Origin of the sequence: Rhodococcus sp. PAE-6 (genome assembly GCF_025290685.1) — a bacterium.
Taxonomy (GTDB): domain Bacteria; phylum Actinomycetota; class Actinomycetes; order Mycobacteriales; family Mycobacteriaceae; genus Rhodococcus; species Rhodococcus pyridinivorans.
This window is the reverse complement of the sequence record NZ_JAOCLZ010000001.1, coordinates 238,049-261,511: the sequence shown is the minus strand read 5'-3', so window position 1 is coordinate 261,511 and position 23,463 is coordinate 238,049. Positions and strand designations below refer to the sequence as shown.

Annotated in this window: 23 protein-coding genes and 1 pseudogene; 14 read left to right on the top strand and 10 right to left on the bottom strand. The window is 66.2% G+C overall.

From position 1 onward, the window contains the following. Nucleotide 1: 1 nt before the first annotated feature. The gene (locus NVV99_RS01190; RefSeq protein ID WP_024100942.1) at nt 2–832 is read right to left on the bottom strand and encodes an aldo/keto reductase; all 831 of its coding nucleotides are present in this window, start codon (nt 830–832) and stop codon (nt 2–4) included. A gap of 39 nt (nt 833–871) precedes the next feature. Continuing rightward, nucleotides 872–2,098 carry an MFS transporter gene (locus NVV99_RS01185; RefSeq protein WP_024100943.1) on the bottom strand — a complete coding sequence of 409 codons (1,227 nt, stop codon included), beginning with the start codon at nt 2,096–2,098 and terminating at the stop codon, nt 872–874. Nucleotides 2,099–2,260: 162 nt separating this feature from the next. Here NVV99_RS01185 and NVV99_RS01180 point away from each other — a divergent pair, with 162 nt between their 5' ends. From NVV99_RS01180 to NVV99_RS01165, 4 genes and pseudogenes are all read left to right on the top strand, one after another. Continuing rightward, complete coding sequence (locus tag NVV99_RS01180) at nt 2,261–2,752, top strand: MarR family winged helix-turn-helix transcriptional regulator (RefSeq protein ID WP_006552056.1); 492 nt, start codon at nt 2,261–2,263, stop codon at nt 2,750–2,752. A gap of 194 nt (nt 2,753–2,946) precedes the next feature. Then, nucleotides 2,947–3,651 carry a universal stress protein gene (locus NVV99_RS01175; protein ID WP_024100944.1) on the top strand — a complete coding sequence of 235 codons (705 nt, stop codon included), beginning with the start codon at nt 2,947–2,949 and terminating at the stop codon, nt 3,649–3,651. 428 nt (nt 3,652–4,079) lie between these two features. After that, entirely contained in the window at nt 4,080–5,306 is a 1,227-nt protein-coding gene (nhaA, locus tag NVV99_RS01170; protein ID WP_041803345.1) for a Na+/H+ antiporter NhaA, read from the top strand. Continuing rightward, nucleotides 5,303–6,570: pseudogene (locus NVV99_RS01165) on the top strand (glycosyltransferase family 87 protein). Before nhaA ends, NVV99_RS01165 begins: the two are co-directional and overlap by 4 nt. Here NVV99_RS01165 and NVV99_RS01160 read toward each other — a convergent pair. Next, entirely contained in the window at nt 6,543–7,253 is a 711-nt protein-coding gene (locus tag NVV99_RS01160; protein WP_006552060.1) for a FadR/GntR family transcriptional regulator, read from the bottom strand. The pseudogene NVV99_RS01165 and the gene NVV99_RS01160 sit on opposite strands and share 28 nt — an antisense overlap. A 26-nt stretch (nt 7,254–7,279) precedes the next feature. Beyond that, nucleotides 7,280–9,025 (bottom strand): L-lactate permease, encoded by a 1,746-nt coding sequence (locus NVV99_RS01155; protein ID WP_024100946.1) that lies wholly within the window; start codon nt 9,023–9,025, stop codon nt 7,280–7,282. A 200-nt stretch (nt 9,026–9,225) separates the two neighbouring features. On the opposite strand from NVV99_RS01155, the gene NVV99_RS01150 reads away from it, so the two are divergent. Genes NVV99_RS01150 through NVV99_RS01135 form a run of 4 tightly spaced genes read left to right on the top strand, consistent with a single transcriptional unit; the run spans nt 9,226 to nt 12,369 of the window. Next, the gene (locus NVV99_RS01150) at nt 9,226–9,990 is read left to right on the top strand and encodes a (Fe-S)-binding protein (protein WP_024100947.1); all 765 of its coding nucleotides are present in this window, start codon (nt 9,226–9,228) and stop codon (nt 9,988–9,990) included. Further along, complete coding sequence (locus NVV99_RS01145) at nt 9,987–11,489, top strand: LutB/LldF family L-lactate oxidation iron-sulfur protein (RefSeq protein WP_024100948.1); 1,503 nt, start codon at nt 9,987–9,989, stop codon at nt 11,487–11,489. The genes NVV99_RS01150 and NVV99_RS01145 overlap by 4 nt, the downstream gene beginning before the upstream one ends. After that, nucleotides 11,486–12,109, top strand: a complete 624-nt coding sequence (locus NVV99_RS01140; RefSeq protein WP_006552064.1) for an LUD domain-containing protein — start codon at nt 11,486–11,488, stop codon at nt 12,107–12,109. Before NVV99_RS01145 ends, NVV99_RS01140 begins: the two co-directional genes overlap by 4 nt. Beyond that, nucleotides 12,106–12,369, top strand: a complete 264-nt coding sequence (locus NVV99_RS01135) for a WhiB family transcriptional regulator (protein ID WP_006552065.1) — start codon at nt 12,106–12,108, stop codon at nt 12,367–12,369. Before NVV99_RS01140 ends, NVV99_RS01135 begins: the two co-directional genes overlap by 4 nt. Before the next feature lie 501 nt (nt 12,370–12,870). Here the strand turns inward: NVV99_RS01135 and NVV99_RS01130 are convergent. Beyond that, a complete protein-coding gene (locus NVV99_RS01130) occupies nt 12,871–13,167 on the bottom strand; it encodes a hypothetical protein (protein WP_024100949.1) in 297 nt (98 codons plus the stop codon). 378 nt (nt 13,168–13,545) lie between these two features. On the opposite strand from NVV99_RS01130, the gene NVV99_RS01125 reads away from it, so the two are divergent. Then, a complete protein-coding gene (locus NVV99_RS01125; protein ID WP_024100950.1) occupies nt 13,546–14,094 on the top strand; it encodes a PadR family transcriptional regulator in 549 nt (182 codons plus the stop codon). Between the two features lie 77 nt (nt 14,095–14,171). Beyond that, entirely contained in the window at nt 14,172–15,659 is a 1,488-nt protein-coding gene (locus tag NVV99_RS01120; RefSeq protein WP_024100951.1) for a DHA2 family efflux MFS transporter permease subunit, read from the top strand. 95 nt (nt 15,660–15,754) lie between these two features. On the opposite strand, the gene NVV99_RS01115 is transcribed toward NVV99_RS01120, so the two are convergent. Beyond that, complete coding sequence (locus NVV99_RS01115; RefSeq protein WP_006552067.1) at nt 15,755–16,078, bottom strand: pyrimidine/purine nucleoside phosphorylase; 324 nt, start codon at nt 16,076–16,078, stop codon at nt 15,755–15,757. A gap of 50 nt (nt 16,079–16,128) precedes the next feature. Here NVV99_RS01115 and NVV99_RS01110 point away from each other — a divergent pair, with 50 nt between their 5' ends. Further along, nucleotides 16,129–16,263 carry a hypothetical protein gene (locus NVV99_RS01110; protein ID WP_024100952.1) on the top strand — a complete coding sequence of 45 codons (135 nt, stop codon included), beginning with the start codon at nt 16,129–16,131 and terminating at the stop codon, nt 16,261–16,263. Nucleotides 16,264–16,308: 45 nt separating this feature from the next. Here the strand turns inward: NVV99_RS01110 and NVV99_RS01105 are convergent, their stop codons facing one another. Continuing rightward, nucleotides 16,309–16,956, bottom strand: a complete 648-nt coding sequence (locus NVV99_RS01105) for an ABATE domain-containing protein (protein ID WP_024100953.1) — start codon at nt 16,954–16,956, stop codon at nt 16,309–16,311. Between the two features lie 106 nt (nt 16,957–17,062). On the opposite strand from NVV99_RS01105, the gene NVV99_RS01100 reads away from it, so the two are divergent. Continuing rightward, nucleotides 17,063–17,629: an HPP family protein gene (locus tag NVV99_RS01100; protein ID WP_232238082.1), complete on the top strand. Its 567-nt coding sequence runs from the start codon at nt 17,063–17,065 to the stop codon at nt 17,627–17,629. Here the strand turns inward: NVV99_RS01100 and NVV99_RS01095 are convergent. The 3 genes from NVV99_RS01095 to NVV99_RS01085 all read right to left on the bottom strand — a co-directional run bounded on the left by NVV99_RS01095 (nt 17,583) and on the right by NVV99_RS01085 (nt 20,025). Then, a complete protein-coding gene (locus tag NVV99_RS01095) occupies nt 17,583–18,782 on the bottom strand; it encodes a zinc-binding dehydrogenase (protein WP_080678454.1) in 1,200 nt (399 codons plus the stop codon). The two genes, NVV99_RS01100 and NVV99_RS01095, sit on opposite strands and share 47 nt — an antisense overlap. 285 nt (nt 18,783–19,067) lie before the next feature. Then, the gene (locus NVV99_RS01090; protein ID WP_024100957.1) at nt 19,068–19,481 is read right to left on the bottom strand and encodes an amphi-Trp domain-containing protein; all 414 of its coding nucleotides are present in this window, start codon (nt 19,479–19,481) and stop codon (nt 19,068–19,070) included. 277 nt (nt 19,482–19,758) lie between these two features. Beyond that, nucleotides 19,759–20,025, bottom strand: coding sequence for a hypothetical protein (locus tag NVV99_RS01085; RefSeq protein WP_144376934.1), 267 nt, complete (start codon nt 20,023–20,025; stop codon nt 19,759–19,761). Nucleotides 20,026–20,149: 124 nt separating this feature from the next. On the opposite strand from NVV99_RS01085, the gene NVV99_RS01080 reads away from it, so the two are divergent. Both NVV99_RS01080 and NVV99_RS01075 read left to right on the top strand, forming a co-directional pair. Continuing rightward, the gene (locus NVV99_RS01080; protein ID WP_024100959.1) at nt 20,150–21,865 is read left to right on the top strand and encodes an acyclic terpene utilization AtuA family protein; all 1,716 of its coding nucleotides are present in this window, start codon (nt 20,150–20,152) and stop codon (nt 21,863–21,865) included. Further along, complete coding sequence (locus tag NVV99_RS01075; RefSeq protein ID WP_019289437.1) at nt 21,862–23,460, top strand: acyl-CoA carboxylase subunit beta; 1,599 nt, start codon at nt 21,862–21,864, stop codon at nt 23,458–23,460. Before NVV99_RS01080 ends, NVV99_RS01075 begins: the two co-directional genes overlap by 4 nt. The last annotated feature ends 3 nt before the right edge of the window (nt 23,461–23,463 follow it).

Sequence of the window (23,463 nt, the reverse complement as noted above, 5' to 3'; positions counted from 1 at the left end):
GTCAGTTGAACTCGTCCGGATGAGGCCCGGTGCGCAGATCGCGATCGGCACCGGCGATGGTCGACATGTCCTCGTCGGTCAGCTCGAAGTCGAAGACCTCGAAGTTCTCCCGGATCCGGGACGGCGTGACGGACTTGGGGATGACGACGTTGCCGAGCTGCAGATGCCAGCGCAGCACCACCTGGGCCGGCGACCTGCCGGTGCGTCCGGCGATCGACGTGATCGCCTCGTCGTCCAGCACGGCGCCCTGGGCGAGCGGGCTCCACGCCTCGGTGGCGATGCCGTGCTCGGCGTGGAAGGCGCGCAGTTCGCTCTGCTGCAGACCGGGGTGCAATTCGATCTGGTTGATCGTCGGGACGAGCGAGCTGCCGTCCAGCAGGCGCTGCAGGTGGGCGGGCTGAAAGTTCGACACGCCCGCGGCGCGGAGGCGTCCTTCTTCGACGAGGCGTTCGAGGGCACGCCAGGTGTCGGCATAGAGGTCGCGGGCCGGGGTCGGCCAGTGGATCAGGTAGAGGTCGAGACGATCGAGGCCGAGCGCGGCGAGGCTCGTGTCGAAGGCACGGAGGGTGGCGTCGTAGCCCTGATCGGAGTTCCACACCTTCGTCGTGATGAACAGCTCGTCGCGGGACAGTCCGGAGTCCGCCAGCGCGCGGCCGACGCCGGCCTCGTTGCCGTAGATCGCGGCGGTGTCGATGTGGCGGTAGCCGGTCTCGAGTGCGGAACTGACGGCCGCAGTGGTCTCGTCCTCGGGGATCTGGAAGACGCCGAAGCCGAGCTGGGGGATCTCGACGCCGTTGTTCAGGGTGACGGTGGGGATCGTGGACGATGTCACGAGATGGTGCTCCTTCGGGGGTGTTCGCGTAGTTCGGGATCAGAGTCGGACGGGGTCGACGGCAGTACGGGAGGTGCTGTGGAGGTCGGGTTCTGCGGATGGGCGAGTTGCGTTGGCGTGATCGTCCTTTCGCTGTAGTCGGTGGGACAGGACCGCCGGGATCAGAGCGGACGCGGCCAGGACGGCCCCGACGGCGTTGGGTGCCGTGTACCCGAATCCGGCGGATATCACCATGCCGCCGAGCCAGGCGGCCAGAGCGTTGCCGAGATTGAAGGCACCGATGTTGGCGGCGGACGCCAGGGTCGGGGCGCCGTGCGCATGGTCGAGCACGTGCTTCTGCAGGGGCGGGACGGTCGCGAAACCGAGAGCGCCGATCAGGAAGACCGCCGCGACGGACACGGTTTTGTCGGAGGCCAGGAAGGTGAACAGACCGAGCACCACGGCCAGGCCGGCCAGGGCGGTGTAGAGCATCGGCATGAGATTGCGGTCGGCGAAATGTCCCCCGACGAGGTTGCCGACCACCATGCCGGTTCCGAACACGGCCATCAGCCAGGGGACGGAGGACTCGGCGAAACCGCCGACATCGGTCAGGATCGGTGCGATGTAGGTGATCGCGGCGAACACGCCCCCGAAGCCGAGGACGGTCATGGTCATGGCCAGCACGACCTGGACGTTCTTGAACGCCGCGATCTCGTGGCGCAGCCGGACGCCCTCGGGTCGGGGTACGTCGGGGACGAGCTTCGTGACGCCCACGAGACCGACGACGCCGAGCGCGGCGACGACCAGGAACGTCGCCCGCCAGCCCGCGGTGTGGCCGACGAAGGTACCCAGTGGGACGCCGACGACATTGGCAACCGTCAGTCCGGTGAACATCAGGGAGATGGCAGCGGCCTTCTTCTGCGGTGCCACCAGCTCCGCGGCGACCACCGAGCCGATGCCGAAGAACGCTCCATGAGCGAGGGAGGCGACGACGCGGCCGATCAGCATGACGGCGAAGGTGGGCGCGAGGGCAGAGACGGCATTGCCCAGGACGAACAAACCCATGAGCAGCATCAACATGTTCTTACGGGAGATCCTGGTGCCGAGCGCCGTCATGATCGGGGCGCCGATCATGACGCCGAGGGCGTAGCCGGTGACGAGATAACCGGCGGTGGGGATCGACACTCCGAGATCCGATCCGACCTGGGGGAGCAACCCCATGATCACGAATTCGGTGGTGCCGATTCCGAAGGCGCCGATGGCCAGGGCCAGCAGGGCAAGTGGCATGAGAACGATCCTTCGATCGAGAAGAGACGCAGACGCGCTTTACTGGCGTAGACAATAATTGCAGACGCCGGCTAATTGCAAGCGCGGGTATAGTGAGCGATGTGACAACGTCGGTATGCCGTCCGCGTCACCTGTTCGTACGAGCCGACCCAGGAGCCCACCATGACCGCCACGGACCCGTCGATGACCGCGTTGGCCAACAGTTGGTCGGCGCTGTCGCTCCTGCACGGGCGAATCGAGAACCGGATCGAGAGCGCTCTGCAGTCCGGCCACGAATTGAGCGTGCGCGAATATTCGCTGCTGGACGTGCTCAACCGTCAGCACGACGGGGAGGGCGGGCACCTGCAGATGCGCCAGGTCGCCGACGCTGTGGTCCTCAGTCAGAGCGCGACGACGCGGCTGGTCACCCGGCTCGAGGATCGTGGGTTGCTCGCGCGCTATCTGTGTCCCACCGATCGCCGCGGCATCTACACCGACGTCACCGACGCCGGCCGGCGCCTGCTCGAAGAGGCCCGGCCCACCCACAACGCCGCCCTGCGGGAGGCGCTCGACGAGGCCGCAACCGAACCCGTCCTGGCGCCGCTGGTCGACGCCATCCGGCAGTTGCAGGACAGTGATCGGGCGGATACTGCCGGGGGTCCGACTCGACGCTGACGGGGCGACCTCGCGGCGACGTCCTCCGCGCAGACCTGTCGGAACAACAGGTGAGATCACGCGGCCGGGTCGGGTATCGTCTCCCCTGGTGTGCCGGGAAGTCTGGTCGGCGGAACAGGTTTCTTCGACGACCCCGGAGGGGACATGAACGCAGCGGTACACCTCTTCTCGGCGCACGCACCTGTGGGTATGCCATGAACTGGGCCGTCTTCGTCGCCTTCCTCGTCGTGTGGGTGCTGTCCGGGCTCGTGACCGGTCTGTGGATGGCACGGCGAGGCCACGACCCTCGCTGGACGATCATCGCCGTCATCCTCGGGCCGTTGTTCGTCCCTATCGCCTTCGAGCGCATCGAGCGTGTTCCCCGGTCCGTCGAAGTGACGACGGTGGCCCGGCAGCACGCCGGAGAGGTCGATGAGGAAGGACTCCGCGTGATGGTCGGCTACGACGGATCCACCGAGGCCAAGCATGCGCTGGATGCGGCGCGACGACTGTTCGGCCCGTCCGGGGGAGTGCTCGAACTCGTCGTCGTGATCTCCTACGACGACGCCGGCGATCCGGACTCCGAACTTCTCGCCACGGTGCGACGACGACTCGAGGAGGCCGTCGAATCGATGGGTGATATTTCGGTGGGATATGCCGTCCTCGCCGGCCCGGCCGGTCGATGCCTGGGTTGGTTCGCCGAGGAACATCACGCCGACGTTCTCGTCGTGGGGCGCCGCGGACGAGGCATGTCCTCCCGGATGCTCGGTAGCGTCGCCGAGTACCTCATCGGGCACTCTCATGTGCCTGTGCTCGTCGTCGATCCCACCGTCGTCTCGCCGGATGCGGGTACGAACGAACCTATGGTCGCCGTTCGGGTCGCTCCCGAGGAGAATGTGACGGGCACCGCGTCGAACTGATCCGATGCGGTATGGTCGATCTCGGTGCGCCGGGAAGTCTGGTCGGCAGAAGGAATTACGTCGTCGAACCGGAGGACCCGTGTCTGTACCCGTCTGTCCCGTCGCCACCCGTCGCGCCCGAGCTCTGCAGCCGGCGCAGTGAGCGGCACTCTCGCGAGGCATTCCCACCGCAGCGCCGGAGGTCGCATCGGCCTCCCTGCTGCGTGTCGGCGTCCGACACCGAAATCGCAGGGATGCCCTAGTTTTCGGTATCCGATTCCACTCCGAGGATCGGAACATACTGCCGCCCATGCGGATCGGGTGCATCCGACCCAGCCGGTCCACGTTCGCGTACCGCGTACCGTCGAGAATTCCGAGGACCTGTGATGCCGAACATCTTCTCGGGAGTCCCTTTCCTCTCTCGCGGAACATGGCAGGACACACGCCGTGTGACGGAGATCCTCCGCAAGGAGACCGTCGGCGGTGTCTTGCTGCTCATCGGCGCCGTCACCGCATTGATCTGGGCGAACACCGGATGGTCGGATTCCTACCACGCCCTGCGGGAGACCCGTATCGGTCCGGCGTCATGGCACCTGGACCTGTCCCTGGGCACCTGGGCGGCCGACGGACTGCTCGCCGTGTTCTTCTTCGTCGTCGGCGTCGAGCTCAAACGGGAATTCGTCGAAGGCAGTCTGCGGGACCTGCGGCGTGCCGCCATGCCGGTGACCGCCGCCCTGGGCGGCATGATCGTCCCGGCCGTGATCTTCGCCGTCATCAATCTTCGTGGTGGCGCCGACGCGTTGAACGGATGGGCGGTCCCGACGGCCACCGACATCGCGTTCGCCGTAGCGATTCTCGCCGTCATCGGTAGTCATCTCCCGTCGGCGCTGCGAACGTTCCTGCTCACCCTCGCCGTGGTCGACGACCTGCTCGCCGTGACCGTGATCGCGGTCTTCTACACCGACGAGGTGAACCTGCTCTACCTGGGTGGGGCGCTGATCCCGTTGGCGCTGTTCGGCATCGCGCTCCGACGCGGCTTCGGTGCCTGGTGGCTCCTGGTGCCGTTGGCGGCAGTGACCTGGTGGCTGGTCCACGAATCCGGTGTGCACGCGACCATCGCCGGTGTACTGCTCGGCTTCGCGGTTCCCGTCGCCCGGCAGGTGGGGGACCGCACGATTCCGGTCGCCGAGCACGTCGAACACCGGATCCGGCCGCTGTCCGCCGGAATTGCCGTGCCGGTCTTCGCCTTCTTCGCCGCCGGCGTCACCGTCGGCGGATTCACCGGCCTGGCGAACGCCCTCACCGATCCCATCTCCGCCGGGGTGATCGCCGGTCTGGTCGTCGGCAAGGTCGTCGGAATCTTCGGGGTCAGCTACCTGGTGGCGCGCTTCACCCGAGCACATCTCGACGACGAGCTGAGTTGGGTGGACGTGCTGGGTGTGTCCCTGCTCGGCGGTATCGGCTTCACGGTGTCCCTGCTCATCGGCGACCTCGCTTACGGTGCGGGCACCGTCGCAGCCGATCACGTGAAGGTGGCCGTGCTGTGCGGATCGTTGCTCAGCGCCGCTCTGGCCTCGACTGTTCTCGTCGCCCGTAACCGTGCCTACCGCAGGATCACGGCAGCCGAGCGGGTCGACGAGGACGGCGACGGGATTCCCGACGTTTATCAGCGATGAGCGAGAGCTCGGATCGCGGTCGGGACGGTGGGCCGTGGTGGGTCCAGCCGACCGTGCGGTCACCGCAGGCTCTGCTGAAGTGTGTCTTCTGGCCGGTCGCCGTGATGCTCGTCGTCCATCGCACGGTGATCCGCGCCGTGGACGGTGCGCGCACGGACGACTTCACTGGCGTCTACCGCGCAGCCGTCGCCTTCTGGAACCGTGAACCGGTCTACACAGCGACGTACGAACACGTCGACCCGCACTACCTCTACCCGCCGTCGGGTTCGCTGCTTATCGCACCGTTCGCGGTCCTCGAACACGAACTGTCGCGATGGGCGTTCATCGGGGTCAACGCGGCGGCCGTCCTCGTCGCCGTGTATCTCGTCGTGCGGATGTTCGGGTACACGGCGCGATCGACGGTGTTCCCGATCGCGGTGACGGTCGCCTTCGCGTCCGAATCGGTGATCAACACCCTGGTGTTCACCAACATCACGGGGTGATCCTGCTCGGCCAGGTGGCGTTCCTGACGCTGTTGCTGGCGCGGCGGGACCTCTGGGCGGGCGCGGCGATCGGGGTGACCTTCGCGATCAAACCGATTCTCGCGCCGTTGCTGTTGCTTCCCGTGCTGCGCCGCCAGAGCAAGGTTCTCCTGACCGCCGCATTGGTGCCGGTCGGGCTCACCGCATTGGCGTGGCCGTGGGCTGCGGATCCGTGGCAGTTCGTCGAACGCACCGTTCCGTATCTGTTGCAGTCCCGCGACTACTTCAACAGTTCGATCACCGGCAATGGCACCTACTACGGTCTGCCCGAACCACTGATCCTCGCGCTGCGCATCGGTTTCGCGTTCCTCGCCGCGGCCACGATGTATCTGCTCCGCCGCTACCACCGGCACGACGAGGTGTTCTTCGTCGTCACCGGTGCCGGCGTGCTGATGACCGCGTCGTTCCTGCTCGGTTCGCTCGGGCAGATGTACTACTCGATGCTCCTGTTCCCGTTGCTCATGAGCGTGGTCCTCCCACAGTCCGTGATGCGGAACTGGCCGGCCTGGCTGGCGGTGTACGGCTTCCTCAGTGCCGACGAATGGTACTCGGGCAGATGGGTGGAGGCGGGACGGTATGCCGAGTACATGCGCCCTACCTGGGGGTGGTCGCTGCTGCTCATCGTGGTATTCGCGGTGCTGGTCGATCGCCGACGATCCACACGCGTCCCCGAACCGGTCACAGACCCTTCGGTGGACATCGCCCGAGTCGGACGTCAGAACGCGTCGGCGCCGAAACTCTGAGTGTAGTAACCGCGGATGTGCTCGACGATGCGCTTGCGGGCGAGCGTGGCATCGCCGGCGCGGACCGCGTCGACGAGACCACGGTGCTCGTGACGCAGCCGCACGCAGGTCATGGGCCAGTCGGTACTTGGTGCGCCCGCGAGGACGTAGCTCTCGATGGAGTCGCGCAGACCGGCCATCATCGCCGCGACGACGAGGTTGCCCGCCGCGTCGGCCATCGCGACGTGGAACTGGGCATCGAGAACCAGGAACTCGGGTGCGGCCAACTCCGGATCGTCCATCGCGTCCAAGAGTTCCTCGGCCTGGATGAGTTCCGGTGCCGGGGTCCGGTCGGCCAGAGTCTGCATCACTTCCGTCTCGAGCACCAGGCGCGTGCGGACGATGTCGGAGACCGGGAAGTTCTGCGCGGCGACCTGCAGGCGCATGAGCATCGACATCCCGCCGGTGGGTCGCGAGACGATCATCGCGCCGGCGTTCGGCCCGGATCCGGTGTGGGTGCTGAGCAGACCGAGGGCTTCCATCACCCGCAGCGCCTCACGAACAGAGGACCGGCCGACGCCGAGTTGTGCGGCGAGCGTGCGCTCCGGGGGCAGACGCTGGCCCGGGCCGAGTTCTCCCGTGACCAGCATCTGCTCCAAGTGGTTGAGCACCTGCTCCCACGCACGACCCTCGGACGACGACATGACTTCAGAGCCTAGTCGATTCCGGATCAGGGAAGCATCCAGGACAACACCGGGGTGGACTGCAGGTAGACCAGCACACAGAGGATGACGAGCATCGCGACGCTGTAGCCGATCACCTTGCGCAGCAACACCGATTCGCTGCCCGGCCGATCGACTGCGGTGGCAGCGATGGTGAGATTCTGCGGGCTGATCAGCTTGCCGACCACACCACCGGAGGTGTTCGCCGCGACCAGCAGAGTCGGGTCGATGCCGGCGGTCTGCCCGGCGGCCTGCTGCAGGCGGGCGAACAGGGCGTTGGCGGAGGTGTCCGAGCCTGTGACGGCGGTGCCGAGCCAACCGAGGATCGGGGAGAACAGGGCGAAGATCGCGCCGGTTCCGGCGAGCCACGTGCCGATCGCGACGGTTTGGCCGGACTGATTCATCACGTAGCTCAGACCCAGGACGGTGGCCACCGTGGCGATGGCGAGCTTCATCCTCACGACGGTGGTGCCGAAGGTGGCCGCGGCCCGGCGGACGGTCAGCGGGAACATGCCACCGCTGTCCCACCGTGCGTAGACGAGGGTGACGATCGCGCCGCTGAGCAGCAGCAGTGTTCCCGGCGACGACAGCCACGAGAACGTGTAGACCGCGCTGCTCGATGCGTCGCCGTTGCCCGTGATCAGATTGCCGTACAGGCCGGGCCACTCGATCTTGACGTCGGTGGCGGCGAGACGCTCCGGCAGATCGACACCGACGGTCCACAGCTTCGCGATACCGAACACTGTGATGACCAGTAAATACGGGAACAGGGCCATGACGACGCGCGAAGCGGTCAGCGATTCGTCGGCGACGGGACGCTGCGGAGCGTGAGCGCCTCCGGGTCCCTCCTTGCCGGCCTGGACCGCGACGGCATCGGTGCGGGTGCGGGTGCGTGATAGTTGGTCCTCGGGGGTCCGCGGCTTCCAGACCTGGAGCATGAGCACGGCTGCGGTGAGGCCGGCGAGCGAGGCGACGACATCGGTGAGTTCGTACGAGAAGTGGCTCGAGCACCAGAACTGGGCGAGTGCGAAGGTCGTGCCGGTGACCAGTGCGATCGGCCAGGCCTGCCGGACACCGCGACGACCGTCGACGAGGAAGAGCAGCAACAGCGGCACGAAGAGCGCCAGGACGGGTGTCTGACGGCCGACGACGGCAGCGATCTCGGTGGCGGGGATGTCGGTCAGGGCGCCGGCGGTGGTGATCGGGATGGCCATGGCGCCGAAGGCGACCGGTGCGGTGTTGGCGATCAGGACCGTGACCGCGGCCCGCAGGGCGGGCATACCGAGGGTGACGAGCATGGCGCCGGTGATCGCGACGGGTGCGCCGAATCCGGCGAGTGCTTCGAGCATGCCGCCGAAACAGAAAGCGATGAGCATCGCCTGGATCCGCATGTCGCCGTGACCGATCGAGTTGAAGATGCGCCGTAGATCCTCGAACCGGCCACTGACGACGGTGAGTTCGTAGAACCAGATCGCGGTGATCACGATCCACATCACCGGGAAGAGCCCGAAGGTGATGCCCTGCAGGGCGGACAGGCCGGCCAGCGGCGCGGGCATGTCGAAACCGATGATCGCGACGACGAGCGCGACGACGAGGGCACCGAGTCCGGAATACCAGGCCTTGAGTTTGAAGCCGGCGAGCAGGACGAAGAAGGTCAGCAGCGGCGCAAGGCCCACGAGAGCCGATGCGGTGAGGCTGCCTGCGATGGCGTCAGTGGCGGGAGTGAATGTCACCGCCGATATACGGGTTGCCACACGAAACTCCTGTGGTTGCGCCGCTGTCGGCGGCGGATGTGATTTCGACCGATGTGGTCAGACCACGTGAAGGTACACCATGGTCCGCGTCACAGTCGACCCCCTGACGGAATGTGCGGTCGATATCCGAAAATGTGCGGCGTATCTCCGGAACGTGTGGTTCAATGTGGTCAGACCACACCCCCGATGCGGAGATCTCCATGCGAATCGCCCTGTTCGCGACGTGCCTCGGCGACACGATGTTCCCGAAGGCCGTTTCGGCCACCGCCCTGCTCCTCACCCGGCTCGGGCACGACGTCGTCTTCCCCGAACGCCAGACCTGCTGCGGCCAGATGCACGTCAACACCGGTTACCAACCCGACGCGCTGCCGCTCGTCGAGAACTACGTCGACGCCTTCGACGACACCAGTATCGACGCCGTCGTCGCCCCTTCCGGATCATGCGTCGGATCCGTTCGCCACCAGCACGAAATCGTCGCCTCCCGTTACGGTTCCGCGTCGTTGTGCGGGCGGGTCGACACCGTCAAGGCCAAGACGTACGAGTTGTCCGAATTCCTCGTCGACGTCCTCGGCGTCACCGACGTCGGCGCCTACTTCCCCCACCGAGTGACCTATCACCCCACCTGCCACTCGCTGCGGATGCTGCGAGTGGGGGAGAAGCCGCTCCAGCTGTTGCGGGCCGTGCGCGAGATCGACCTCGTCGAACTGCCCGAGGCCGACTCGTGCTGCGGATTCGGCGGCACCTTCGCGATCAAGAACGCCGAGACCTCCACCGCGATGCTCGCCGACAAGCTGAACAATGTCGCCGCCACCGGTGCCGAATACTGCAGCGCCGGCGACTCGTCGTGCCTGATGCACATCGGTGGCGGTCTCACACGACTGCGCACCGGTACCCGCACCATCCACCTCGCCGAGATCCTCGCCTCCGTGGAACCGGCCGTCGCCCCCAAGGGAGTGCCCGCGTGACCGCACTCGGTATGCCCGTCGTCCCGCCGCGTGGATCCGGAAATCTGCGCGGCATCAGGAAGTTTCCCGACGCAGCGCACCAGGAACTCGCGAACCCGCAGTTGCGCCGCAACATCGGCAAGGCCACCCACACGATCCGTGCCAAGCGACTGGACGTCACAGGGGAACTGCCCGACTGGGAGCAACTGCGCGACGCCGGCGCCGCCACCAAGACCGACGTGCTCAACCGCCTCCCGGAGTTGCTCACCCAGCTCGAGGAGGCGGTGACCGCGCGCGGCGGCGTGGTGCACTGGGCGGCCGACGCCGTCGAGGCCAACGCCATCGTCACCGACCTGATCCGGAAGACGGGATCCGACGAGGTCATCAAGGTCAAATCGATGGCCACCCAGGAGATCGGACTCAACGAGCACCTCGAGGAACAAGGGATCGCGGCCTACGAGACCGACCTCGCCGAGCTCATCGTCCAGCTCGGCCACGACAAGCCCTCGCACATCCTCGTGCCTGCCATCCACCGCAACCGCGCCGAGATCCGCGAGATCTTCCTGCGTGAGATGCCGGACGTCGACCCCGACCTCGACGACAACCCCCGCCATCTCGCAGCCGCGGCACGAAAATTCTTGCGACAGAAGTTCATGACGGTGCCGGTTGCGGTGTCAGGTGCGAACTTCGGCATCGCCGAGACCGGCACCCTTGCCGTCGTCGAATCCGAGGGCAACGGCCGCATGTGCCTGACGCTGCCGCAGACGCTCATCACCGTCATGGGTATCGAGAAGCTGCTGCCCACCTTCCGCGACCTCGAGGTGTTCCTGCAGCTGCTGCCGCGCTCGTCGACGGGAGAGCGCATGAATCCCTACACGTCGATGTGGACCGGTGTCACCCCCGGCGACGGCCCGCAGGAATTCCACCTCGTACTGCTGGACAACGGCCGCACCGCCGCGCTCGCCGACGAGATCGGACGTGAAGCACTGCACTGCATCCGTTGCTCGGCCTGCCTGAACGTGTGCCCGGTCTACGAGCGCACCGGAGGCCACGCCTACGGCTCGACCTATCCGGGCCCGATCGGCGCCGTCCTCAGCCCGCAATTGGCCGGGATGGACGAACCCGACGACCCCAACGCCAGCCTGCCGTTCGCATCGAGCCTGTGCGGTGCCTGCTACGACGCCTGCCCCGTCAAGATCGACATCCCCTCGTTGCTGGTGGAACTGCGCCACCAGAAGGTCGAACACGCCCGCTTCGGACCCGAGGCCGCGGCGATGAAGGCCGCCTCGTTGGCCATGTCGACCTCACGACGCTGGACGGCCGCGCAGAAGGCCGCCGGGCTCGGCCGCGTCCTCGCCGGCAAGAAGGGAAAGATCACCCATCTTCCCGGTCCACTGGCCGGCTGGACAGACGCCCGCGACATGCCGGCCCCACCGAAACAGACCTTCCGGCAATGGTGGGCATCCGACGAAGGACGTGCCGCGCTCGCGAAGGCACGCGAGGAAGGACAGCAGCGATGAGCAGTCGCGACGCGATTCTCGGCCGGATCCGTTCGGCGCAGACCCTGGCACCGCCGGCACCGGTCGAGGTACCGCGCGACTACCGTCTCGGACGCACCCTGCCGGACGCCGAACGCCGTGAGCTGTTGGTCGACCGACTGGTCGACTACAAGGCCCACGTGCACCAGAGCACGCCGGAGGATCTACCCGTCGTGCTGGCGAAGATTCTCACGGATCGGGGGGTGCGCCGCGTCGGGATCCCGGAGGGCCTGGAACGCTCGTGGATGGCGGAGTTCGGTGGCGAGGTGGTGGTCGACTCCACCGACCGACCCGCAGCCGACCTCGGTGATCTCGACGGGGTCGTCACCGGCTCTGCGGTCACCTGCGCCGAGACGGGCACGATCTTCCTCGACGGCAACCCCGACCAGGGGCGACGCGCGCTGACACTGGTCCCCGACCTGCACGTGTGTGTGGTGGCGATGGGCGACGTCGAGGTGGGAGTGCCCGAAGCGCTGGCCCGGCTCGTCCCGGAGCGGCCGATCACGATGATCAGCGGACCGTCCGCGACGTCGGACATCGAACTCGAACGCGTCGAGGGCGTGCACGGCCCCCGCACACTGGAGGTGGTGATGGTCGGATGACCATGCTGACCGAGCGTGTCCGGCCGCGACTCGGATGGCAACAGCATGCCAACTGCCGGACCTCCGACGAGTACTTCTTCTTCGCCCCGGAGGGCGAACCACCGAACATCCGCAGGCGGCGCGAGGTCGTCGCGAAGCGCATCTGCGCGAACTGCCCGGTGCTGGCCGAGTGCCGCACCCACGCGATACTCAGCGGCGAACCGCACGGAGTGTGGGGTGGACTGTCGGAACACGAACGGCTGCAACATCTCAACCACTGACCGCACACGATCTTCGGTGTTTCCGACCTCGAGAACTGCGCGGCCGCAGGTGGCGTCCCGTGCCTGATGAAGGGCAACACGTTCACTGTCTGCGGCTTCACTCGCGGGCACCTCGTATGGGTGCCGCAGCTCGCCGTCAACAATTTCGGGTACAACGCCGGATCGTGGCGCACCGATCGGCATCCCCGCGGTTCCTGGTGGATACAACCGGGGACGGTCGCGCGGACACATGGGGTTCGGCAGCGTCGATGTGTGGCTGCACAGATCGTGACCGTATTCGAACGACGGGTTCCGGCCGGTGCGTCACATCGGCCGGAACCGCTCATCTCAGGTTCATGGTTGCCCCGATTCGAACGTGAGGACCTCGTGAGCGAGGAAACGGAAACCCGCGAGGGCGGTAGACCCTCGCGGTGTCGGTGTCCTCCTCGTAGGAATGGAACCAGGACCGATGATCGACGACGGTTCGCTCACAGTGCGTCCTGACGGGTCCGTGGTGGGTGATCAGCCGACGCGGTCCAGGATTGCGCCGATCTGATCGAGAAGCGACCGGAGCGAGGCGATCTGACGTCGCAGCTCGTCCACCTCGCCGTCGAGTGACACAAGTGCCGAGGTATCGGCTCGTGTCCCGCCGTTGCCGGACGGACCGAGCGCGAGTGGGTCCGTTTGGGCCGGGTCCATCGCCCCGAGCAGGAAAGGCGCATGCGGTCCTTCCAGGTACGCCCGCATGCGGAGCGACTGCCCGGCGGCGAACATGAGCATCGCATCGCCGTCGTCGCCCCAGATGCGGCGCTGACTCAACCAGCGACCGATCTCGTATGTCGCGGTGCGACCGAGATGGAAGGGAGGTCGCGCTGTGCCGGCGGTCCCGAAGCACGAGTGGGCGATGACGACACCGTCGGTCGCTGCCGGTCCGCCGGGGAACTGGGCGTAGTTGAGGATCTGGGACGGCGACGCGGGATCATGCGCGACGTGAACGACGACCGGAATGCTCCCGACACCTGTCGGGGCCGGTGCGCGCTGCCCTGTCCGGCGTTCCGCAGACCTCGCGGGTCGATGGGGAGTCCAGGTCGGCCATGACGGATCCTCTCCTGCTCCGGAAGCGGCATCGAATGAAGCATCACCCTCGGTGCTGCGGAACCATGCGTAGCGGACTACTCGAAAGTCCTTCCTTCGGACGTGCCCATCAGGTGTGCGTCGGCGAATCGGCCTCCACCCCCAGGCAGTCTGCCACCCGGACGCGCCGATTCCGGGGTCGCTCGAGCGTGCCGATGTCGAGCGACCCAGTTTCTGCTCAGGCGCCGCGAGGACAACCTGATCAAGCTCCGGCCGAGCTCGCTGTACCACACCGTTTCCCGTCTCGCCGAAAGCGGACTGATCCGGCAGGAGGGCACCGAACGCGCAGGTAATCGGCCCGAGCGCACCACCTACAGCATCACCGAGGCCGCGATCCGCACGTGGGCCGCGGACAACGGCGTGCCGCGTCGCTACTGGGTGGCCGTCGACTTCCTCCGGGACAGGACCGCCCACGAATCGGAGTGGCTTCGTGCACTGATCGAAGAGATCCGCGACGGCTCCCTGGTGTGGCAGAGCGTCGATGCCGCCGATCGACGACTTCCGGACCCGCCCCGTGATCTCGGCCGCGACTGGGGTGCGGCGCTGACGGACGAGACTCTCGCCGAACTGCGGAGGAGCAGTGCGGAAAGTAGCGGTCCCGGTCGGTCGTAGTGCAACGACCGAACCGGAACACCTCGACCCAATAGATCGCCGGTCGTGCTCGACCGGTACGAACGGGAACGAAATCGATGCAAACCGAACGTAATCCGTGGTGGGGCCTGTCGGCCCTGGTGGTCGGGTTCTTCATGATCCTGCTGGATCTGACCATCGTCGCGGTGGCCAACCCGGCGATCATGGCCGACCTGCAGGCCGACATCAATCAGGTCGTCTGGGTGACCAGCGCCTATCTGCTCACCTATGCGGTGCCCCTGCTGTTCACCGGTCGTCTCGGCGACCGGCTCGGACCCAAGCACGTCTATCTCGCGGGCCTGGTGGTGTTCACCGCGGCGTCGCTGTGGTGCGCGACCTCCGGCACCATCGAGATGCTCATCGCCGCCCGCGCCGTCCAGGGACTCGGCGCGGCGCTGATGACGCCGCAGACGATGGCGATCATCACCCGCACCTTCGCGCCCGACAAGCGTGGCGCCGCCATGGGTCTGTGGGGCGCGGTCGCCGGACTGGCCTCGCTGCTCGGGCCCCTCGTCGGCGGTGTACTGGTCGACTGGCAGGGCTGGAACTGGATCTTCTACATCAACGTCCCGGTCGGCATCATCGCCTTCGTGTTGGCGGCATGGCTGGTGCCCAGTCTCGAGACCCAACCGCACAAGTTCGACGTCGTCGGCGTGATCCTCAGCGGCGTCGGATTGTTCCTGCTGGTCTTCGGAATCCAGGAAGGTTCCAGCCGCGACTGGGACGTATGGACCTGGACGATGATCCTCGCGGGTATCGCGGTGATGGTGCTGTTCGTCTTCAACCAGGCGCGCAACAAGGGCGAACCCCTCGTGCCGTTGGCCCTGTTCTGCGACCGGAACTTCTCGATGTCGAACATCGCGATCTCGTCGATGGGCGCAGCCATGACCGCCCTGATGGTTCCGGCCTACTTCTATCTCGAGACGGTCCGCGGATTCTCGCCCACGAAAGCCGCCCTGATCTTCGCCCCGATGGCGATCGTCACCGGTCTGACGGCACCGCTCATCGGTAAGTTCTCCGACCGGATGCCGCCCCGGGTGCTGCCCACCGTCGGCTTCACGCTCTTCTCCGCGACGATCTTCGGCTTCGCGGTGCTCATGACGCCGGACAGCCCCATCGTGCTGTTCCTGCTCATCGCCGGTATCGCCGGCCTGTCCAATTCGTGCATCTGGGCGCCGCTGGCCTCCACCGCAACGCACAACCTGCCGATCCACCAGGCGGGCGCCGGTGCCGGCATCTACAACACCACCCGCCAGGTCGGTTCGGTGCTGGGCAGCGCCGCGATCGGTGCTCTGATCTCGTCGCGGATGGCCGCCCAAGGATTGGGTGAGGTGCAAGCCGGTGAGGGCGGCGGAGCCGCGATGGGAGCCGGTCTCCCGGAGCAGATCGCCGAGAAGTTCAGCATCGTGCTGAGCCAGTCGATGCTCCTGCCCGCCTCGGTCCTGATCATCGGGATCGTGGCGTCGGCGATGTTCGTCGGCCACGCCTCGTCGCAGCGGAAGGCGCAGGCCGGAGCTTCGCCGGATCGCGCAGAGGTCACCGGCTGAGCCGGGTTCGTATGTAGTGGCCGGTCGCCACGAACGGAAGAACGCTCCCACCGAGCAGGACTCGGTGGGAGCGTTCTCGCATGCTGAGGGTGTGGTCAGCCGTAGTGGCAGACGTAGCTGACAGCCTCGGTGACCTCGATGTCGAACGACGAGTCGCCGGGCACCGAGAAGGAGTCGCCTGCACCGTAGGAGGTCCAGTCCTCGCCGCCGGCCAATCGGACGCGGCACGCGCCGCTGTGCAGCTCCATGACCTCCGGTGCAACGGTGCCGAAGTTCAGGGTCGCGGGAAGGATCACGCCGGCCGACTTGCGGGTTCCATCCGCCAGATGGAAGTTGTGGCTGACGCACTTGCCGTCGAAGTAGACGTTGGCACGCGGGTCGAGCGTCACGTTGGCGTAGGTCGAAGTCGGCTCACTCATGGGCTGGAGCGTAGCGAGGCGGGTGCAGGTCGCCGGTCGTCGGGGTCGGTGTGCGCACGTCCGTCGCGAGGTGTATCTCAGGGGACCTTCACGGAGTCGACGATGTCGAGGTCCTCGAGCTGGTCACGGTGCAGGAGGAACTGGCGCGGATCGGAGCCGATCTCGCCGACCGCTACGCCCGCTGACCGCAGATGGCGTTCGACGGGAGGCTCACAATGCAGAAGTGAGGCTCACAACCCGGGTCGACCACCAGGGTTGTGAGCCTCGCTTTTCGGTTGTGAGCCTTCTGCGGGATGCGATTTCCGGCGCGTCCTCGCGGCGCGAGCGACACGTGCGCGATTGCCGCACACGTCACTGCACCAGTGCTGACGTGCGTTGAGTCGGGTGAAGTACAGCACGCACCGTGGTGCCTCGCACTTGCACAGCAAGGTTGCCGCGTGACCGGTTACCGCTGTGATTGCGGATACAGCGATTTCGGCGACCAATTCCTCGAACGGGTCGTGGGAGTCCGTGGTCCAGCGGACGTGGAGGCGATCGTCACCGACAACGATGCCGGGAGTGATGCGTGTGCGATCGAGCACCGTGCGCAGGTGGGCCGCTGCCTGGGCCGGATCACCGTCGAGCGTGTCGCGGTAGACGGAGCCGAGCGTGTCGCGGAGTTGTCGGAGTTGCGCGAGCTGGTCCTCGGTCGGTGTGAAAGGTGATCGAGGGAAGCTGATCTCTTCATTCAGTGTCTGCATCCACGCGTGGGCCCGGTCGGGCGAGTCGAACAGGTCGGTGATGCCGCGACCGTCGTAGTAGCGGCTGCTCAGGAAATTGGTGGACGGTGGTTCGAGCGGCCGGACCAGGACGCCGTTCTCGATGTACTGCGTCCGCATGGTCGGTCCTCTCCCGATCGGGTTCTGCGTGCATTCGTGCTTGCAATGTACTTCAATCTACCCCTAGAGTCCCGGCTAATGCATTAACCATTAGTTAGGAGTTCGGATGTTCTCCCAGCAGGCCCCAGTCGCCGATTCGTCGCCGTCAATGTCGTCCCCTCCCGTCCTCGACGCGGCTCGTCGTCCCTGGTGGAGGTCCTCCGCGTCGCCACGACCGGCCCTGCGCACGGTCGCACTCGCACTGATTGCTGCGGCCCTCGGGCTTCTGGGGCTCGCCGCACTGACCGAGGTGACAGGAAGTCCGTTCCTCATCCCCTCGATGGCGGCCAGCATGGCCCTGGTCGTGGGGGCGCCGAAACTTCCGTTGTCCCAACCTCGCAACGTGGTCGGCGGCCAAATCATCTCTGCCGCAGTCGGCGCTTCGGTCGGACTGCTGGGCCAATCGTTGTGGCTCGGCGCGCTCGCCGGCGCCCTGGCTCTGGCTGCGATGATGCTGGCTCGTGTGCCACATTCCCCGGCGGCGGCGACTGCGGTCATCGGGACCACCGCGACAACAGTCCCCAGCTGGGAGTTCATTCTCCTTGCAGGATCCGCTGCCGCGGTGCTCGTACTCGTCGGCCTTGTCGTCAACCGCCTGAACGGCGCTCCCGAGTACCCGCTGTACATCTGGTAGACGGACGGTGCCGGGACCGACCCAGGGACGGGTCGATCAGTACTTTGGCTTGGTCCTGGGGAGTGCGCAGGGCCTCGAATGTGGAGGGCACATCGTGTAAGCCGACAGTCCCGGTGACCATCGCTGTTGCGTCGACTTTGCCCTCGGCGAGCAGATGCAAGGTATCGCGGAACTCCAGAGGCGTGTAGGCGAAGACGAATCGCAGATCGATCTCTTTGCCGGTGGCCAACATCGGCCGGAACCGGTCGGTGCCCATGCACACCCCGGCCACTACGACACGGGAATGGAACGGTGCCGATGTCAGGACCGAGTCGAGCATGCCCGGGGTGCCGACGCATTCGAAAATGACCGGACGCTTCGGTGTGGTCGTGCCGAGCTTCTCAGCGATGCGGTAGAGCGGCACCCATCCGGGTAGACGCCGTAACTTCTCCATGGAAGTCATACCCAGCTCGTAGAGTTCGGTACCTGACGTCACTCCAGGTGCTGCCGCATACGGCGAATTTTGCGTGGGGTCGACGACGAGGGTCGCGCCGCATCGTCGGGCGAGTTCTCGGCGGCCCGGAGACGGGTCGCTAGCGACGATCGTTTCCACCCCTTGCGCCTTCAGGTGGCACACGATCGCTAGACCTACCGGACCGCAACCGACCACGATGGCGGTATCACGACGCGAGATGTCGCTGCGCCGTACCGCGTGGAGCGCGACAGCCATGGGTTCGGTCAGTGCCGCGATGTCGGAACTCAGACCATTGGGTACCACGAAACTAAGTGCAGCCTCTGCCAATACCTGTTCTGCGTAGGCTCCCGGCGCTGCCGGGGACAGACCTGTCATGTGCACACCGTTGCGGTCCCGCAGCAGCGGGAACGATACGACCCTGGAGCCCGGTTTGAACCGTCCACTTACGCCGCGGCCACGCTCGGCCACCTCACCGCAGAACTCATGCCCGAAGACGAACGGCATGTCGCTGCCGGCAGCATGTTTGACACCGAGTGCAGACATCGCCTCTGTCAGCTCGTCGATGTGGTCTCTTGCGTGCAGATCCGATCCACAGATGCCGCAACGCACAACGTCGAGGAGCAATTGTCCTCGGTTGGGTCCGGGGGTAGGGATGTCGACGACCGACAGCGTCGCGCGATGGCAACTGACGGCCTTCATCGGTGCAACCTGGACTCTGCGATGGTTCCGCGATGCGGCATAAGGACGGCGGTCCGGAATGCATCCAGGCGACTTCTGCGTGGCGCAAAGGCGTCCGATACTTCGGCGGACTCCAGGGCACGCGCGAGAAGTTTCCCTCCCTCGACCGCCACATCCATCACCTACCTGATGCGCAGCATGATTCTGAAGGATCAAATGAGATGAAGTAGCTGTCAATGGTGACTCTGCGCTGCATCGTCCCTACGGTGACGAGAGAGGAGGAACGGCGCAGGGGCTGTGCATCGATCAGTCGGCGACGCGTTTACGTGGCCGGCCACGCCGCGCCGTCTTCTTGACCGGGGCTCTTCGTCGCGGCTCGGTTTGCTGCGGCTCGCCTTCGTCCTCGTCTTCACCCGGGTCCTCATCCGAACCTTCGGCGGTGTCCGCTTCCTCGTCCTCCTCCTCGTCCGCATCGGCTTTTGGGCTGTCGGATGGTGCGTCGCGCCAACCAAATTCGACCTCGATCTCGACCTGGTCGCCGTCCACCTCGATTTCGAGTTCCCATTCGAGTCGGTCGGCGACGACGAGCGAAATGGTGTCACCGCCCGAGTCCAGTTCCACTTCGGATCCCGTCGCCAAGGCGCGGCCGAGTGCGATCAACCGCTCGGATGCCTGCTTGCGGGAAAGTTCGGCCTTCTGCTTGATCTCCAGCTTCGGCACGGCAACTCCTGACCTCGGTGAAGTATGCATCCACGGTATCTGCCGCGGGGTACGCAGGGATCGTGAACGAGGAGTCGTGACGATTTCGACGTTCGTCGTCCGGGCCAGTTACGTGCACGCAACCGATCGCGGCGAAAGTACGTCCGAGCAGGATTAGACTCACCGGTGTCGCAGGCCTGCCGATGATGTCGGGCCCGGTGCCTTGCCGGCGCCGGTTCGTGTGGCGATGGTTTTGTTCGTGTTGTGACGGTCGACGGTGCGGTCGGTGGTTCTTCTGTCAGGAGTTGTCATGGCCCGTTCCGTTCGAGATGAAGAAGGCCGTTCGTCGGCCGATGAGGTGACGCTGCACGACCTCGAGATGGTGGTGCAGGCACTGACCGGTCGGGGTGCGGACGCAGATGTCGTCGAGTTCGGGAGCACTCGGGGAGCTGCAGAACCGTCCGGGCAATCCGACGTGCCGGATGGGAGGCGTCGTCGCCGCGCACAGCGGTGAGCCCGTTATCGGCGGTGAGGGGTACGACCAGGAGCCGCGCGAAACAGTCATGAGTGCTTGCTCCGAGAGCAGCGACATGTGACGCTGACCACATGGTGGAGTCGCGTGAGCTTCTCGACGATCTCTGTCCGCTCGTTACTCAGCGGACAGGACGCACGGTCCAGGAGTGGATCGCGTGAGCCGCGTCGTGCGAATCGGCAACTGCTCCGGTTTCTACGGCGACCGTCTGTCGGCGATGCGCGAGATGCTCGAAGGCGGCGAACTGGACTATGTGACCGGTGACTACCTCGCCGAACTGACGATGCTCATCCTCGGTCGCGACCGTCTGAAGAATCCGGAACTCGGCTACGCCAAGACGTTCCTGCGGCAGGCCGAGGACTGCATGGGGCTCGCTCTCGACAAGGGGGTGCGGATCGTCGCGAACGCCGGTGGTCTCAACCCCGCGGGTCTGGCTGCGGCGCTGCACACGGTTGCGGATCGGCTCGGTCTGTCACCACGCATCGCCCACGTCGAAGGCGACGATCTCCTCACTCGCATCGACGAGTTCGGTTTCGTCGCCGACCCGCGCCCGCTCACCGCGAACGCATATCTCGGTGCGTGGGGCATCGTGCGGTGCCTCGATGCCGGAGCCGACATCGTCGTGACCGGACGCGTCACCGACGCTTCGGTGATCGTCGGTCCCGCCGCCGCCCACTTCGGTTGGGCACCCGATGACTTCGACGCACTCGCGGGTGCTGTTGTCGCCGGGCACGTCATCGAATGTGGTACCCAGGCGACCGGCGGAAACTATGCATTCTTCGTCGAACTCGACGACCTCGTCCGCCCCGGATTTCCCATCGCCGAGATCGAGGCGGACGGCGCGGCGACGATCACCAAGCACCCGGGTACGGGAGGAGCCGTCACCATCGGCACGGTCACCGCACAACTGCTGTACGAGGTGACGGGCGGACGCTACGCGAACCCCGATGTCACCGCGCGCATCGACACCGCCACGCTGAGCCGGGAAGCACCCGATCGTGTCCGCATCACCGGCGTGAAGGGCGAGCCGCCCCCACCGACTCTGAAGGTGTGCCTCAACGCGCTCGCCGGGTTCTACAACGAGGTCGTCTTCGTCCTCACCGGACTGGACATCGACGCGAAGGCCCAGTTGGTGCGATCTCAGATGGAATCGAATCTGCCGAGGCGGCCTGCCGAACTCGAATGGACTCTCGCTCGCACCGACCATGCCGATGCCGACACGGAGGAAACCGCGAGCGCTCTGCTGCGCTGCACTGCGCGCGATCCCGATCCCGACGTCGTCGGACGCGCATTCACCTCCACGGCGGTCGAGTTCGCCCTTGCAAGCTCTCCCGGGTTCTTCGTCACCGCTCCGCCCGGCCCGGGCACCGCCTACGGTGTCTACACGGCCGAGTACGTCGAGGCGACCCGCGTGCCGCACATTGCAGTGTTGCCCGACGGCACCCGCGTCGACATCCCGACCGCGGCGACCACCCGGACCCTCGAACCGTTGCCGGACCCGAGTGTGCCCGCGCCGCTGTCGCCCGGACAGACTCGTCGCGTTCCGCTCGGCACGATCGCCGGTGCCCGCAGCGGCGACAAGGGCGGTGACGCCAACATCGGGTTGTGGGTCCGGTCCGACGGCGAATGGCAATGGCTTGCAAACACTCTCACCGTCGACACGCTGAAGGACCTGCTCCCCGAGATCGAACCCTTGCCTGTCACACGTCATCTGCTCCCGAACCTGCGGGCCGTGAACTTCGTAATCGAGGGAATCCTCGGTCGTGGCGTCGCCTCCCGTGCCCGCTTCGACCCCCAGGCCAAGGGCCTCGGTGAATGGTTGCGCGCCCGATACCTCGACATCCCCACCGTCCTGCTGGAGAAGCACACGTGAGCACCTTGATCTCGACCCTGGATGCCGGCTCCACCGAATACGGCGCAGCCGCCGATACAATGCGTGCTCGCCTGGCCGAACTCGACACAGAACACGGCAAGGCCCTCGCCGGCGGGGGAGAAAAGTACGTCCGGCGACACCACGACCGAGGCAAGTTGCTTGCGCGGGAGAGGATCGAACTGCTCCTCGACCCCGACTCGCCGTTCCTCGAGCTCTCACCGCTCGCGGCCTGGGGCACCGAGTTTCCCGTCGGCGGCAGCGTCGTCACGGGCATCGGTGTGGTCGAAGGCGTCGAATGTGTCATCGTGGCCACCGACCCCACCGTGCGCGGGGGAACCAGTAACCCGTGGACGCTCCGCAAGACGTTGCGTGCCGACGACATCGCCCTGCAGAACCGGATGCCGCTGATCTCCCTCGTCGAATCCGGCGGCGCGGATCTGCCCACGCAGAAAGAAGTGTTCATTCCCGGTGGCCGGCTCTTCCGCGATCTGACCCGGTTGTCGGCGGCAGGTATCCCCACGATCGCGGTGGTCTTCGGCAATTCGACCGCCGGCGGCGCATACATCCCCGGCATGTCCGACCACGTCGTGATGATCGAGAAGCGGTCGAAGGTGTTTCTCGCCGGCCCGCCGCTGGTGAAGATGGCCACCGGTGAGGAATCCGACGACGAGTCGCTCGGCGGCGCCGAGATGCACGCGCGTATCTCGGGTCTGGCCGACCACTTCGCGGTCGACGAACAGGACGCGGTGCGCATCGGTCGCAGCATTGTGCGGCGCCTCAACTACCGCAAGGCCGGCCCTGCACCCCGGACGGACGTACGCGAACCGCGGTACGACGCCGAGGAGCTGCTCGGGATCGTCCCTGAGGATCTTCGGCAACCCTTCGATCCGCGTGAGGTCATCGCCCGCGTCGTCGACGATTCCGACTTCGACGAGTTCAAACCGCTCTACGGGTCGTCGCTCGTGACCGGCTGGGCACAGGTGCACGGCTATCCGGTCGGGATTCTCGCCAACGCGCGCGGCGTGCTGTTCAACGAGGAATCGCAGAAGGCAGCCCAGTTCATCCAACTCGCGAACCGTGCCGATACGCCGCTGTTGTTCCTGCACAACACCACCGGGTACATGGTCGGTCGGGAATACGAGGAACGCGGCATGATCAAGCACGGGGCGATGATGATCAACGCGGTCGCCAACTCCACGGTGCCGCACATCTCCATCCTCATCGGCGCGTCCTACGGCGCCGGTCACTACGGCATGTGCGGACGTGCCTTCGATCCGCGGTTCCTGTTCGCGTGGCCCAGCGCCAAGTCTGCGGTCATGGGCGGTGCCCAACTGGCCGGGGTCATCTCTCTCGTCGGACGCGCTGCCGCGCAGGCACGCGGCCAGGACTTCGACGAGGCCGCCGACGAGGCGATGCGCGCGGCCGTCGAGAACCAGATCGAAGCCGAATCGCTGCCGATGTTCCTGTCCGGTCGTCTCTACGACGACGGCATCATCGACCCCCGCGATACCCGCACTGTGCTGGGACTGTGCTTGTCGGCTGTTGCCACCGCCCCGATCACAGGTGCCGAATCCTTCGGCGTCTTCCGGATGTGAGGT

Bases quoted from the DNA above. Each gene is read 5' to 3' on its own strand.
- NVV99_RS01185 (WP_024100943.1), bottom strand. From the start codon at position 2,098: ATGCCACTTGCCCTGCTGGCCCTGGCCATCGGCGCCTTCGGAATCGGC.
- NVV99_RS01180 (WP_006552056.1), top strand. From the start codon at position 2,261: ATGACCGCCACGGACCCGTCGATGACCGCGTTGGCCAACAGTTGGTCG.
- NVV99_RS01175 (WP_024100944.1), top strand. From the start codon at position 2,947: ATGAACTGGGCCGTCTTCGTCGCCTTCCTCGTCGTGTGGGTGCTGTCC.
- NVV99_RS01160 (WP_006552060.1), bottom strand. From the start codon at position 7,253: ATGTCGTCGTCCGAGGGTCGTGCGTGGGAGCAGGTGCTCAACCACTTG.
- NVV99_RS01150 (WP_024100947.1), top strand. From the start codon at position 9,226: ATGCGAATCGCCCTGTTCGCGACGTGCCTCGGCGACACGATGTTCCCG.
- NVV99_RS01140 (WP_006552064.1), top strand. From the start codon at position 11,486: ATGAGCAGTCGCGACGCGATTCTCGGCCGGATCCGTTCGGCGCAGACC.
- NVV99_RS01135 (WP_006552065.1), top strand. From the start codon at position 12,106: ATGACCATGCTGACCGAGCGTGTCCGGCCGCGACTCGGATGGCAACAG.
- NVV99_RS01120 (WP_024100951.1), top strand. From the start codon at position 14,172: ATGCAAACCGAACGTAATCCGTGGTGGGGCCTGTCGGCCCTGGTGGTC.
- NVV99_RS01115 (WP_006552067.1), bottom strand. From the start codon at position 16,078: ATGAGTGAGCCGACTTCGACCTACGCCAACGTGACGCTCGACCCGCGT.
- NVV99_RS01105 (WP_024100953.1), bottom strand. From the start codon at position 16,956: ATGCGGACGCAGTACATCGAGAACGGCGTCCTGGTCCGGCCGCTCGAA.
- NVV99_RS01100 (WP_232238082.1), top strand. From the start codon at position 17,063: ATGTTCTCCCAGCAGGCCCCAGTCGCCGATTCGTCGCCGTCAATGTCG.
- NVV99_RS01095 (WP_080678454.1), bottom strand. From the start codon at position 18,782: ATGAAGGCCGTCAGTTGCCATCGCGCGACGCTGTCGGTCGTCGACATC.
- NVV99_RS01085 (WP_144376934.1), bottom strand. From the start codon at position 20,025: ATGACTGTTTCGCGCGGCTCCTGGTCGTACCCCTCACCGCCGATAACG.